This window comes from Bacillus sp. MUM 116 (genome assembly GCF_001866655.1).
GTDB lineage: Bacteria > Bacillota > Bacilli > Bacillales > Cytobacillaceae > Neobacillus.
Map to the genome: position 1 here is coordinate 169,730 of NZ_MLYR01000018.1, position 13,915 is coordinate 183,644.

Consider the following 13,915-nt stretch of genomic DNA (forward strand, 5'->3'; position numbering starts at 1 on the left):
AAGACAAGCCGGCCGAAAGGTTGTTCTTTAACCTTTTGGACGGATTGGCTTGTGACCTCGAGGGGCTAGGCGCCGGAGCTAGACCATTCTCAAAGCAATTTATAAATACTTATACTAAAACAAAGGACCGAAGCTATCAAGTTTCGGCCCTTTGTTTTTTATTTGAGTAAATCAAATAAGCACTGTCAAAATAATGAAACCATGGTGCCCTATTTATTTTTAGTGAGGCACATTCGTAATTGACAATTATAACATCCCTTATTATAGTTAACCTTGTTAATAGTTAAATAGTTGAACAATTAAACAGTAGAATTATTTCATTGTGAGGTGAATGGATACATAATGTCTAAGCAAAGCATCCAAGAATTAGTTGATCGATATATTACCATTTCTTTTTCTGTAAATAAAAAAGGCGAATCGCTGGTAAAAGAGCAAATTAGCAGTGATCTAACAAGCGACCAACATTACATGTTAAGGTATATCCGCAAATCAGGAACCTGTACATCCTCTGAATTGGCAGAAGTCTTCGAAGTGAAAAAAAGTGCCATTACTGCAATTATTAATCGGATGTGGGAAAAAGGGTTAATAAAGCGTACCCGTGATGAAAATGACCGGCGTGTTGTTTACTTGCACTTATCAGAGAAGGGTATTGATTTATTTGAACAAACGGAAAATCGTATTCATAAGCTGGTTGAATCAATTATTAACCAGTTCGATGAAACCGAAATCAAACAATTTTTAGATACGTACGAAAAGTTAAATCGAGTCCTTATGGAGAATTGCAGGGGGAGTAAAGGGTGAAATTTATTATAAAAAGTAAATGGATAATTATGATTGCCTGGATTGCCATCATTGTTGGACTGTTCATGATTGCTCCCAATATGGCAGAACTTGTCCGTGATAAGGGGCAAGTTGATGTTCCAAAGGGTTATTCATCCCATTTAGCATCAGAGATTATGAATCAGGTTCAGAAACAAAAGGATGGCGGCAAGGAAACACAAGTTGCTCTTGTGTTTCATGATCATAAAAAGCTGACAAAGGATGAAATCGAAGAAGCAAAAAAAGCGATTCAAGCTTTGGAAAACAACAAAGAAAAACTTGGTATTACCGATATTGTAAGTCATTTTAATGAAAAAAGTTTAAAAAATCAGCTGGTTGCAAAGGACGGGAAATCCATCCTTGCCTCCATTAAGGTCGCATGGAATGACCGTGAACCAAAAGAAGTCAGCGCTGCTTTATATAAAACGATAAAAGATATAAAGGTTGATCATTATTACACAAGTAACTGGATGATTAATGAGGATTTGATGAAAAGCTCACAAGAAGGCTTAAAGAAAACTGAAGGGATTACGGTTGTCTTTATCTTGGCCGTTTTATTGCTCGTTTTCAGATCAATCGTATCCCCGTTAATCCCATTAATAACTGTTGGGATTACCTACTTGGCGTCTCAATCGATTGTTGCAATTTTAGTAGATAAAGTGAATTTTCCCGTTTCCAACTACACCCAAATCTTCCTCGTTTGCGTTTTATTCGGAATCGGAACGGATTATTGTATTTTATTGCTTAGTAGATTTAAAGAAGAATTGTCCCAAAGAGAGACGATGGTCGATGCTATCGTGCAAACCTATCGAACTGCCGGAAGAACAGTATTTTTTAGCGGTTTAGCCGTCATGGTTGGCTTTGCGACGATTGGTTTTTCGCAATTCAAACTCTACCAATCTTCATCAGCAGTTGCAATAGGGGTTGCCATGTTGTTGATTGCCTTGTTTACGATTGTGCCATTTTTTATGGCAGTCTTGGGAAGGAAGCTTTTCTGGCCTTCAAAGGGCAGTGCGGAACATGCCGAGAGCAAGTTTTGGGGGGCAGTTGGGAAGTTTTCATTGGCACGCCCATTTATTTCTTTATTAATTGTTGCAGCCATTTGTGTGCCGTTCCTCGTTACATATGATGGGAAATTATCGTTTAACTCGTTGGAAGAAATCAACGGAAACGTTCCATCTATCCGTGCCTTTAATGCGATTGCTGACAGCTTTGGCCCTGGTGAATCGATGCCGACGCAAATCGTCATTAAAAATGATGAGGCGATGAATACAACGGATTATATGGAATTGGCAGAAAAAATAAGTCAAGAAGTAGAAAAGGTAGACAGAGTTGATACAGTCCGCTCTGTAACAAGGCCTGCAGGTGAAAAAATCAAAGACTTTTACGTGAATAAGCAAGCAGAAAGTCTTGGGGAAGGTTTAGGAAAGGGCAAAGACGGAATTACGAAAATTAGTGGTGGCCTGCAAGAAGCAGGGAGCAAGCTTTCGAAATCCGGCCCACAATTAAAAGGGGCGGTTAGTGGAATTAACGGGTTGATCTCAGGAACCAATCAATTGCAAACGGGTTTAACTGATATTCAATCAAACCTTGCTAAAATTGAAAATGGAATCCGCCAAGGTTCAGCGGGTTCAACAGAACTGAAAAAAGGTTTAGAAAAAACGAAAGCAGGTGCCGAGAACTTATTAGCCGGCTACAGAAAACTGCAAAATGGCTATCAGGACATCGATGCAAATCTTAAAACATTAAATGCGAAATATAAGGACGTTGCCAATGGATTAACGGCCTTATCAGGTGCGCTTGCCCAAATTAAGGGAGAAGATTTTGCTTACTTAGAAAGCCATTATGATGGATTGGCAAAAGAAGGGCAATACCAAAAAATCAAAGGAACCGTTCAAGCACTGCAACAGCAGCTGGCACCACTTTCTGAAGGTCTTAATCAATTAAACGCAGGCCTTTCTCAGATTACAAAGGGAATGGATACCGCAAATACCGGGTTTGCAAAAGCAAATGGCGGCCAGCATGATCTTGCAGCAGGTCTGGAAAAATTAATTAACGGTATCGAGCAGCAGCAGGCAGGACTTGACAAATTAGCAAACGGTCAAGGTCAAATTATTGCCAATATGCCAAAACTCACCAATGGTATATCCGGAATCAATGATGGTCAAAAACAGCTGCTATCTGGATTTGGAGGTTTAACAGGTCAATTAACACAGTTGTCGAATGGGCTTGACCAAAGTGCAAAAGGCCTAAATCAAGTGTCCGATGGTCTTAATTCTGCTCAGGGTTATTTATCTGATTTATCCGACTCGACCAGCATGTCCGGGTTCCATATGCCAAAAGAAGTAGTGAAAAGCAAAGATTTTAAACAGGCATTAGACACCTATTTGTCGGATGACTGGAAAGTCATGACAATGGATGTGGTATTTAAAGCGAATCCATATTCCAATGAGGCGATTCACCAGGTTCCTGAAATTAAGGATGCGGTGAAAAGAGCGGTTAAAAATTCAAAGCTTGAAAATGCGGTGGTTGCGGTTGGCGGTATTACCAGCTCGAACGCAGATTTAAATAAAATGTCCAATCAGGATTTTTCACGTACAGTGGTACTTATGCTGATTGGAATTACGCTGATTTTAATTCTTTTATTTAGATCGCTGATCATGCCGTTATATATTATTGGCTCATTGATTTTAACCTACTACACTGCGATGGCAATGAATGAAGCGCTGTTTGTCAACCTTTTGGGCTATACGGGAATCAGCTGGGCGGTTCCATTCTTTGGATTTGTGATCCTGATGGCTCTTGGGGTGGATTACAGTATCTTCTTAATGGATCGTTTTAATGAGTATAAAGATTTAAAGGTAGCCGACGCGATGCTGTTATCAATGAAAAAGATGGGTACAGTCATTATCTCGGCGGCGATTATTTTAGGGGGAACGTTTGCGGCAATGATGCCATCAGGAATGTTATCATTGCTCCAGATTGCTTCCATAGTCTTAGTCGGTTTATTATTGTACGCGTTTGTCATCTTGCCATTGTTTATTCCTGTTATGGTTAAAAACTTTGGAAAAGCGAATTGGTGGCCATTCAATGGCATGACAAATAATTTAAAGTAGATTCGTAGAGGCATCCAAGCGGGTGTCTCTTTTTTAGTCTATTTTATCTATTTACAGTAAAAACCTTTAATAGTTTTGTAATATTTTTGATATACTTGAAACATTTTGTGTGAAATATCGTCTATAATGGTCGTAAGGACATAAAATTACAGCAAAGAGGGATTTAAAAAATGGGGATGGGGAAAAATAGATGGGTGAAGGGGACCGTTCTGTGCAGTCTTGCCTTGGGAATACTCGCTTCAGGGGCCTTTATTATCTATAACTTTGATTCAAAGGCTGTGGCCAATGAACCTGATATTGGGCAAAAGGTCAGCCGAAAAATGCCCTTAAAAAAGACTGAAGAAACGTTATACCAAGTAACGATGGATGACCAGTTTGAAAAGGAAAGGATACTAGATAAAAAGCATGAGGCTTCATTACAGCAACAGAAAAAAGTAGATGAAGAGACTCATAATGATCGACAGAAATCTGCAAGTAATCACACTCCAGATCAGGCTGCCACAATAAGAAATGACACTCCAACGTCATCGAATAAAGACACCAGTGCAGATCAACAAAAGGAAAACATGTCAAAAGCGGTAAACAATAGCAAAAAAACAATCTATTTAACCTTTGATGATGGTCCGGAAAGTTTTTCTGAGGATATTCTTTCATTACTGGAAAAATATAATTACAAAGCAACCTTTTTTATGCTGGATGGCAATATTAAAAGATATCCAGACGCAGTTAAAAAGATGGTGAAACTTGGGGACAGTATTGGGATTCACGGTGTCACCCATAATGTTAAACTTTTTTATGCATCGGAAAAATCAGTAATGGGAGAAATAAACCAGACGCAAGAAACTTTAAAAACCATAACAGGGACAGATACATTTTTAGTCAGAACACCTTTTGGAAGCTATCCGTATTTGACGGAGAAAGAAAGAAAAGCTGTTTCAGATGGCGGGTATATGCTTTGGGATTGGAATATTGACAGTCAGGACTGGTATTACAGGGACGAACGATTTGTAAAAAATGTAATCCAGCAATTGGAGCAGAAGTCCAAGCAAAAGGGACCGATTATAATATTAATGCATGAAAAAAGAGAAACATTGAAATATCTGCCAAAACTGCTGGACTACTTGAACAAACATGGGTATGAAAGTGAGGCCCTTAGCAGCCAGATGGCATCTGTCCATTTTTAACCGGTTCTAAATAGTAACAATTTTTAAAAATGATTTGGTATAATAAAGTTAGTATTTTTAGACTATAAGGACAAATAATGGGGTTAGATTAAATATATGGTCAATAAATTTTTTCAGAGCAGCGGTTTTAAAAGAATTTTAATCTTCATTTTCATTGCCCTAATCATTTATGGGATGAAAGAGATGATTAATTTAATCTTATTTACCTTTATTTTTACCTTTTTAATGGATCGGTTAGTGAAATTTATTGAGGGGAAAATTCGACTGAATCGAAAGATTATTGTTGTGATCTCCTATGCGGTCATTGTTGGAATGCTTTCATATGGATTAGTCGTTTATTTACCGCTCATTGCAGGCGAAATTACGCAGCTCATTAAACAGCTGACCAAGTTTTACACAACCAAACATGATAATATTGTTTTGAATTATATCACGGCTAGAATTGAAGAAATCCAAATATCCAATTACTTGGAACAGGGATTCACTTTCTTAATCAAGTATTTTACAGATATAAGTAAGTTTAGCCTTCAAATTCTTTTGGCCCTTTTAATGAGCTTGTTTTTCCTGTTGGAAAAACCAAGGTTAATTGAGTTTACCAAGAAATTTAAAAAGAGTAAGGTTTCCTCCATTTACGTTGAAATTGAGTTTTTTGCCCGAAAATTTGTGGGGACGTTTGGTAAAGTTATCGAGGCCCAATTAATTATTGCAGTGGTTAACTGTATTTTAACAACGATTTCTTTATGGATTTTGGATTTTCCGCAACTGGGCGGACTTTCCATCATGATTTTCCTTTTGGGGCTGATTCCGGTCGCCGGGGTGATTTTATCATTAATTCCACTGACGATTATTGCCTATAGTATCGGCGGTTTGATGAAGGTTTTATATGTGGGTATCGCCATCGCAGTTATTCATGGAATTGAAGCCTATATTTTAAATCCAAATTTGATGTCATCCAAGACCAATCTTCCTGTGTGCTATACATTTATCGTCTTAATTTTTTCTGAGCACTTTTTTGGGGTTTGGGGTCTGATTGTCGGAATTCCGATATTTGTTTTCCTATTAGATGTATTGGAAGTGACAGATCAAAAAAAAGTATAAATTGAACCCCCTTTTCAAAAAGAAATGGGGGTTGTATTACTTACTATTAATGAGGAGGAAAATCCATGAGCGAATGTAAGCTGGACCATTCACATGCAGATGTAAAAAAGAAATATGAATCGCAGGCAGCCTTTTTGCCTGAAGAAATGCAGCCATTATTTGAGCGATTTTTTGAAAAAGAACACTCACAGGCATTGTTAAATGAAGTATTTCATTTATTGAAAAAATATGACCTTGCTTCTGAAGAAGAGAAAAGCGAGCGCAATAATCGGTTATATCTTGTATTGGAAAATGTATAATTAAAGCGTCCTGAACACAAATCAGGACGTTTTTTTAAATGGATAGAAAAATTCTCATGAATCCAGTTTGATTAGAAAATATTAAGGGTATTAATTTTAAAAAAAGAATAGGGGATACGATGAGGGAATTATTTCAATTATTAAAAAAGGGCAATAAGTCGGCGATGCTGGCTGCGATTATTAATACGATTATAGCTATCATTAAAGGGGTCGCCTATTCATTTACAGGCAATGTGGCAATGTTCGCTGAAACCATGCATAGTTTAGGGGACGCGGCCAACCAGTTATTTGTTTTTATTGGTTCTGCTTTAAGTAAAAAAGCGCCAACAGAACGTTTTCCTAATGGATTTGGCCGTTTGGTCAATTTAGTTTTATTAGGAGCTGTGTTAGTCGTTGGGATTATGGCATTTGAGACGATTGTGGAAGGCTATCATCATGTTATACATCCAACTGCATCCCATGGTTTTATCATTAATATCATTGTGTTAGGGGTATCCACGCTTCTTGAGACATCTGTTTTATTTAAAGCGATGAAGGAAATTTTACATGAAGTAGAGATTCAGGCTAAAGGATTAAATGTATTTGCCCTAAGCTTTGCGAATTTGGGAAAAGCAAAGCCGGCAACAAAACTGGTTTTTATGGAGGATATGGTTGCAACACTTGGAGGCTTATTGGCCATCATTGCGGTCCTTATTTCTCATTTTACCGCATTTCATCAAGCAGAGGGGCTTGCTTCCATTATTATTGGGGTCATGATGTTTTTTGTGGTCGGCAGAGTGTTTTTAGATAATGCCGCAGGTGTAATCGGACAGGCAGATGAAGAAATGGAGGACAAAATCGGAAACCTGGTGATGGCAGACCCTGATGTTAAGGATATCCAGGGAATTACTGTAATTAAAGAGGGTGAGGACCTCCACGTAGAATTAGAAATTGAGATTGACCCGAAATTAACGGTTGCTGCTGCTGACGATATAAAAGACCGGCTTGAGGAAAAAATTATGGCTGAAAAGGGCGTAGTCGATGTCACAATTGAAATTGATGAAGATGATCAGGTGATGAATTGGAAATCGAATACCGAAGAAACAGCAAATTAAGAGACTGCTCGTATAAAAAAATAGTATGTTGGAAATCTAATCCTATCCAATGGTTTTAGGGGAGGATATAATGGTTTCACATTCTGTAGGATTATCCAGTTCGGAAATTGGTGGATTATGGGGAATCTATCTCCAAGAGGATATGGGGATGCGATTATTAGAATACTTTCTTCATCACAATCAGGATGAAGATATAAAAAGTATCCTACAGCTGGCACATACTAGTTCCCTTAGCCATATTCAGCAAATAACTGATATTTTTTTAAAAGAAGGTATTCCGTTGCCGGACCGGCTTGCAGGGGAAGATGTAGATTTATCGGCTCCACCTTTATTCTATGATTCGTTCGGTCTAAGCTTTGTATATTCGATGAGCAGAATGAATATGATTAATACCGGTTTTATCACAGCAAATGTTGCAAGAAGTGATGTACTAAGCTTTTTTACAAATATGGTGAAAGAAGCAGCCAATTTGTATCAAAAAGCAGTATCCTTGATGCTGGAAAAAGGAATATATGACCGGTCGCCAATGATTCCATACCCCAAACAAGTTGAATACATTGAGAAGCACTCCTATATCTTAGGTTTTGGAAAGAAAAGGCCGCTTAATGCAGTGGAAATAACGGAGATTTTCTTTAATGTTGAGCGAAATTATTTTTCAATTCTGATATGTATGGCTTTCCTTCAAATAGTAAAGGATAAAGAAATTCGAAAATTTATTAAACAAGGAAAGGAAATTTCTGAAAAACAAGTTCAGGTATTTAATGACCTCTTAAAAAGAGAGGAGCTTTTGGGAGTAGTTCCAGTTGCAATGGAAGTGACAGATTCAACAATTGCTCCATTTTCCAATAAGCTTATTGTAATGCTTTTCCATTCCTTGAATGCCATTGATATTACATTACTTGGACATTCCTTGTCATTATCAATGCGGACAGATCTAGTTGCTCAGTATCAAAAGTTTATCCTGGAGATCTTACTATATTCAGAACAAGGTTTTAATATCTTAGTTAATCGAGGCTGGCTTCAAAAGCCTCCTCATGCACCCAATCGAAGAGATTTAGAAGGATTAACATAAAAAGGTTCGTCACCGACGAACCTTTTTGATTTATTCCCATGGCTTATTGATCGTAAGATGATTGGCAAGCTCTTTACTGTTTTGTCGATGTACTTTTCGTTCTTCAGCACGTTTTATTGCCGTTTCATGCAATTTTTTCTCTTCCTCGGTTTCAGGGATGATTCCCGGCACTGATGTTGGTTTGCCATCATCATCCAAGGCAACAAAGGTCAAAAACGCCGTAGCAGCAATTTTTCTATCTCCATTAATCAAATTTTCAGCAATGATTTTTACAAAAACCTCCAATGATGTTCTTCCTGTCCAGGTTACATACGATTCGAAACAAACAGAATCCTGAGGAGTAATCGGACTCAAGAAATCAACGGAATCCGTTGAAGCCGTCACACACTCTCTTCGTGAATGTCTTACAGCGGAGATGGATGCAATCATATCAACATCACTCATTAGTTTTCCGCCAAATAAGGTATTATGATTATTTACGTCATTTGGAAAAACCCTGCTTGTTCTTACCACTACTGACTCTTTGCACGTTTTTGCTTCCATTTATTAAACCTCCCATACTTGCGTCCTCACAATATTCTTATTTTTCACCAGAAATTCTTACAATAACCCAAGAAATTTTAATCAAATGTTCATAGAACTTTAAGGGGAAAAATGGTTAAATTAGAGCATTATAATAATATATAAGAAATGATAGAAAAGAATTAGAAAATGGGGGATTTCAAATGCTGAAAAATCTTCTTATTGGTTTATTTATCGTGCTGATGGTATTTGGACAAACAGCCTGCCAAAGTGATAATGGACTAAATATCAGCAATCATCGGGTTTTAGTGGAAAAGCACGAAGCCTCACTTAAAAAGATTGTTCTAAAGGGGAAAACTCCTCAACAGAGAATTAAGGAATATTTAAAGTACAAACATATTAATGGGAGTGTGGTTGTTTTTAAGAATCATAAATTGATCATTAACGAGGGATTCGGTTATGCTAATTTCAAAGCTCATAAGTTAAACCAACCCTCCACTACCTATCCAATAGGTTCGATAACAAAGGCATTTGTTGCTACAAGCATTATGCAGCTGCAACAAAAAGGAAAGTTATCGATTCAAGATCCATTATCAAAATATATCCCAAATTTTCCTAATGGCAGAGAAATAAAATTAGTTCATTTGCTAAGCCATACATCAGGAATTCAAAAGCCTCGTTTGCAAATATGGGATACAACACCTAAGGATATTATTAAGGAAGTCGAAAAGAGGCCCTTGAAGTTTCATCCAGGGGCAAGATGGGATTACGAGGACATTAATTATTTCATTTTGGGATATATTCTTGAAAAAGTAACAGGAACAACGCTCCATGAATATATTCAAAAAAATATTTTCGTCCCTGCAGGAATGAAGAATTCCGGGTTTATAACATCGGAAAATCGTTTTCCTGCCTCATCAACAGGTTATCTGAAACTCGGTCAGCATATGCAATCAATAAAAACATTGAATCCATATGTACTTTTTGGCAACGGTGACATTTATACAACTGCCCTTGATTTGTCCCGCTTTGATCAGGCGTTTTTTGGTGGTAAACTAGTTTCGAAGAAGACTTTGAAGGAAATGCTCAGGCCTAGAAGTATCTCGAAATATGGTTTGGGTTTTTATAACTATGGAAATAGTATCTTTAGCAGGGGTGTTTTAAGCGGTTGGGAATCCATTCATGTGTATTATAAAGATAAAACCCAAATTACGATTTTATTGAATATTCATTCCAAAAAAACAAAAATTAAAACCATTGTGAATGATATTTACACGATTATGAACCTTAAGCAATCCAGTAATTTAAAAGAATCAAGTTAGTATTTCTAAATTGTCATTATGTTACAGTGGTATGGACTGGAGGAATAATATGAGTATGCAAAAAAAAATTATGCAGGAGTTAAATGTATCTCCTGAAATCAATCCTAAAGAGGAAATTAGAAAAAGGCTTGATTTTTTAAAAAATTATTTGCTTAAAACAAAGGCAAAAGGCTTTTGTTTGGGGATTAGCGGCGGTCAGGATTCCAGCCTTGCAGGGCGCCTGGCACAATTATCCGTGGAAGAGCTGCGGAAGGAAGGAATGGATGCAGTTTTTATTGCGGTCCGTCTGCCTTATGGGGTACAACAGGATGAAGAGGATGCGCAAAGATCCTTATCCTTTATACAGGCAGACCAGGAGTATGTATTCAACATTCAGTCGTCTGTTGATGCGGTAAAAACAGAGTATGATGGGATGACAAAAGGTACCCCATTAAGTGATTACCAAAAAGGAAATGTAAAAGCGAGATTGAGAATGATTGCCCAATATGCGGTTGGCGGAATGGAAGGCCTCCTTGTAATTGGTACGGATCATGCGGCTGAAGCTGTTACCGGATTTTATACGAAGTATGGTGACGGTGGTGCTGATGTACTTCCGCTTTCAGGTTTAACAAAGCGGCAGGGAAAAGCTTTGTTAAAAGAGCTTGGTGCAGATGAACGGTTATATTTAAAAGTTCCAACCGCAGATTTATTGGATCATAAGCCAGGACAAGCAGATGAGACCGAATTGGGAATTAGCTATGACGAGCTTGATGATTATTTAGAAGGAAAACCTGTATCAAAAGAAATTGCTGAAAAAGTTGAGAATCGCTACTGGTTGACAGAACATAAACGGCAACTGCCGGTAACGATGTTTGATTCATGGTGGAAATAACGGATCAAATACACCTATTAGAATATTTTCTGATAGGTTTTTTACATTAATTTTTTATTAAGGGTCAAAATAATCTTTGACAGAAGTATTTGAATGTAATATGATAATCCAAGTAAACAAGTATGAATTAGGGGGTTAAATTGTGAAAAAGCTTTCAGTATTATTTGCACTTTTGCTTAGTTTTATGCTAATTCTGTCAGCATGTGGTACAAGTACCACTAATGATAAAAAGAACGACAATCAATCTGCTTCTAAAGGGAACCAGGATTTGTTGGCCAAAATTAAATCTGACGGAAAAATCTTAATTGGAACAGAAGGTACATATGCACCATTTACTTTCCATGATAAGAGTGGAAAATTAACCGGATTTGATGTTGAGGTTGCAACAGAAGTTGCCAAGCGTCTTGGAGTTACACCTGAATTTAAGGAAACACAATGGGATGGAATGTTTGCCGGGTTAGATGCGAAACGGTTTGACATGATTGCCAATGAGGTTGGAATTCGTCCGGATCGTCAACAAAAATATGATTTCTCTGATGGATATATTACTTCCAATGCAGTTCTAATTGTACGCAATGATGATAACAAAGTGAAAAAATTTGAAGATATTAAGGGCCTTAACTCTGCCCAATCCATGACAAGTAACTATGCTGATATTGCAAGAAAATATGGTGCTACCATTGTTGGCGTGGAAGGATTTAACCAAGCCATTGACTTGCTTGCATCAAAACGTGTGGATGTAACAGTCAACGATAAGATTTCGTATTTAGATTATAAAAAACAAAAACCGGATGCACCGGTTAAAATTGCTGCTCAATCGAACGATGCTTCAAAAAGCGGATTTATGTTTAGAAAAAATAATCAAACTCTTGTAGATGCAGTTAACAAAGCATTAAAAGATATGATTGCAGATGGCACTTACAAAAAAATCTCTGTGAAATGGTTTGGCCAAGATGTACTTAAATAGTATTTTTGCTGACCCTGAAAGAACAGCTCGTTTAATGGATATTGCACAAAGTTCCTTTCTGCCCCTTTTGAAAGGGGCTATTTTTTATACAATACCCTTAACGCTGATTACCTTTGTCATTGGTTTAATTCTTGCCATTTTAACGGCATTGGCGAGAATTTCTCATCTTAAAATTTTACAAATGATTGCTAGAGTATACGTTTCCATTATTCGGGGAACTCCTTTGTTAGTCCAGTTGTTTATCATTTTTTATGGTTTACCGACCATAGGAATTACTCTAGATTCCTATGTTGCTGCGATTATTGGTTTTTCTCTTAGTGTAGGCGCGTATGGATCGGAAATTATCCGTGCCGCAATTATTTCGATTCCAAAAGGACAATGGGAAGCGGGCTATTCGATTGGAATGTCTTATTCTCAAGTATTAAGAAGAATTATCCTGCCACAAGCAACTAGAGTTTCGATTCCTCCATTATCAAATTCGTTTATTAGCCTTGTAAAGGATACATCGCTGGCATCTCTTGTGCTTTTAACGGAGTTGTTTCGAAAGGCACAAGAAATTGCTGCAACCAATTATGAATTTTTATTAGTTTATAGTGAAGCGGCACTTATTTATTGGGTCATTTGCTTGTTCCTTTCCATCCTTCAACAATCAATGGAAAAGAGACTGGACCGCTACGTGTCTTAAGAGAAAGGAGAATGACCATGATTTCAATTAAAGGATTGTATAAGCAATTTGATCAATTGGAAGTATTAAAAGGAATTGATCTTGAGGTGGAAAAAGGAAAGGTTGTTGTAATCATTGGCCCGTCCGGTTCGGGAAAAACAACGATGCTCCGCTGCCTGAATGTTTTGGAAACACCTACAAAGGGCGTTATTTCCATTGAAGGGCAAAGCCTCGATTTTTCAAAGCAAGTTTCAAAGAAAAATATTGCTTCATTTCGCCGTTTAACCGGGATGGTTTTTCAAAATTATAATTTGTTTCCTCACAAAACCGCTTTGGAAAATGTGATGGAGGGGCCAATCATCGTTAAAGGTGAAAATAAGGACTCAGCTCGAAAACGAGCAGTTTCCCTGTTGGAAAAAGTCGGACTTGCAGACAAAGTTGATTATTACCCAGCACAGTTGTCCGGCGGGCAGCAGCAGCGTGTGGGCATTGCAAGAGCCCTTGCAATGGAACCTGAGGTTATGCTGTTTGATGAACCGACTTCGGCCCTTGACCCTGAGCTTGTCGGGGAGGTTTTGAAGGTAATGAAGGATCTTGCCCAAGAAGGGATGACCATGATTGTCGTTACCCATGAAATGCGATTTGCCCGTGAAGTTGCAGATGAGGTCATCTTTATGGACCAGGGTGTGGTGGTTGAAAGAAACCGTCCGGAAGTCATTTTCTCCAACCCAAAAGAAGAACGGACACGAAAGTTTTTAAATATGATTCAGTAAAAGTGCTATGACTTTGGTCGTAGCACTTTTTTTGTAAGGGCTATTTTCGCATAGATTGTTGTTTTTCGTATAAGTTCATCAACCCGTATAACTAAATGCTTCGTGGCATCTTTT

13 protein-coding genes are annotated in these 13,915 nt (G+C 37.7%); 12 read left to right on the forward strand and 1 reads right to left on the reverse strand.

All coding sequences use genetic code 11. The features are described 5' to 3' along the window. Positions 1-342 precede the first annotated feature (342 nt). The 7 genes from BIV60_RS05235 to BIV60_RS05265 all read left to right on the forward strand — a co-directional run bounded on the left by BIV60_RS05235 (position 343) and on the right by BIV60_RS05265 (position 8,682). Complete coding sequence (locus tag BIV60_RS05235; RefSeq protein WP_071354664.1) at positions 343-801, forward strand: MarR family winged helix-turn-helix transcriptional regulator; 459 nt, start codon at positions 343-345, stop codon at positions 799-801. Then, entirely contained in the window at positions 798-3,935 is a 3,138-nt protein-coding gene (locus BIV60_RS05240; protein ID WP_071354665.1) for an MMPL family transporter, read from the forward strand. Before BIV60_RS05235 ends, BIV60_RS05240 begins: the two co-directional genes overlap by 4 nt. 170 nt (positions 3,936-4,105) lie before the next feature. Continuing rightward, on the forward strand, positions 4,106-5,119 hold the full coding sequence (locus BIV60_RS05245) for a polysaccharide deacetylase family protein (protein WP_071354666.1): 1,014 nt from the start codon (positions 4,106-4,108) through the stop codon (positions 5,117-5,119). Positions 5,120-5,215: 96 nt separating this feature from the next. Further along, positions 5,216-6,217, forward strand: a complete 1,002-nt coding sequence (locus BIV60_RS05250) for an AI-2E family transporter (protein ID WP_071354667.1) — start codon at positions 5,216-5,218, stop codon at positions 6,215-6,217. A 65-nt stretch (positions 6,218-6,282) separates the two neighbouring features. Continuing rightward, positions 6,283-6,516 carry a group-specific protein gene (locus BIV60_RS05255; RefSeq protein ID WP_071354668.1) on the forward strand — a complete coding sequence of 78 codons (234 nt, stop codon included), beginning with the start codon at positions 6,283-6,285 and terminating at the stop codon, positions 6,514-6,516. A 119-nt stretch (positions 6,517-6,635) separates the two neighbouring features. Next, positions 6,636-7,610: a cation diffusion facilitator family transporter gene (locus tag BIV60_RS05260; protein WP_071354669.1), complete on the forward strand. Its 975-nt coding sequence runs from the start codon at positions 6,636-6,638 to the stop codon at positions 7,608-7,610. Between the two features lie 70 nt (positions 7,611-7,680). Beyond that, a complete protein-coding gene (locus tag BIV60_RS05265; RefSeq protein ID WP_071354670.1) occupies positions 7,681-8,682 on the forward strand; it encodes a DUF3231 family protein in 1,002 nt (333 codons plus the stop codon). 30 nt (positions 8,683-8,712) lie between these two features. Here BIV60_RS05265 and BIV60_RS05270 read toward each other — a convergent pair whose 3' ends face one another. Further along, positions 8,713-9,225: an acyl-CoA thioesterase gene (locus tag BIV60_RS05270; protein WP_071354671.1), complete on the reverse strand. Its 513-nt coding sequence runs from the start codon at positions 9,223-9,225 to the stop codon at positions 8,713-8,715. A 182-nt stretch (positions 9,226-9,407) separates the two neighbouring features. Between BIV60_RS05270 and BIV60_RS05275 the strand changes: the two genes are divergently transcribed. The 5 genes from BIV60_RS05275 to BIV60_RS05295 all read left to right on the forward strand — a co-directional run bounded on the left by BIV60_RS05275 (position 9,408) and on the right by BIV60_RS05295 (position 13,801). Next, positions 9,408-10,526: a serine hydrolase domain-containing protein gene (locus BIV60_RS05275; protein WP_071354672.1), complete on the forward strand. Its 1,119-nt coding sequence runs from the start codon at positions 9,408-9,410 to the stop codon at positions 10,524-10,526. 49 nt (positions 10,527-10,575) lie between these two features. Continuing rightward, positions 10,576-11,397 carry an ammonia-dependent NAD(+) synthetase gene (gene nadE, locus BIV60_RS05280; RefSeq protein ID WP_071354673.1) on the forward strand — a complete coding sequence of 274 codons (822 nt, stop codon included), beginning with the start codon at positions 10,576-10,578 and terminating at the stop codon, positions 11,395-11,397. A 142-nt stretch (positions 11,398-11,539) separates the two neighbouring features. Beyond that, positions 11,540-12,364 carry an amino acid ABC transporter substrate-binding protein gene (locus BIV60_RS05285; RefSeq protein WP_071354674.1) on the forward strand — a complete coding sequence of 275 codons (825 nt, stop codon included), beginning with the start codon at positions 11,540-11,542 and terminating at the stop codon, positions 12,362-12,364. Continuing rightward, positions 12,351-13,049: an amino acid ABC transporter permease gene (locus BIV60_RS05290; RefSeq protein WP_071354675.1), complete on the forward strand. Its 699-nt coding sequence runs from the start codon at positions 12,351-12,353 to the stop codon at positions 13,047-13,049. The genes BIV60_RS05285 and BIV60_RS05290 overlap by 14 nt, the downstream gene beginning before the upstream one ends. A 17-nt stretch (positions 13,050-13,066) precedes the next feature. Continuing rightward, positions 13,067-13,801, forward strand: a complete 735-nt coding sequence (locus tag BIV60_RS05295) for an amino acid ABC transporter ATP-binding protein (RefSeq protein ID WP_071354676.1) — start codon at positions 13,067-13,069, stop codon at positions 13,799-13,801. Positions 13,802-13,915 lie beyond the last annotated feature (114 nt).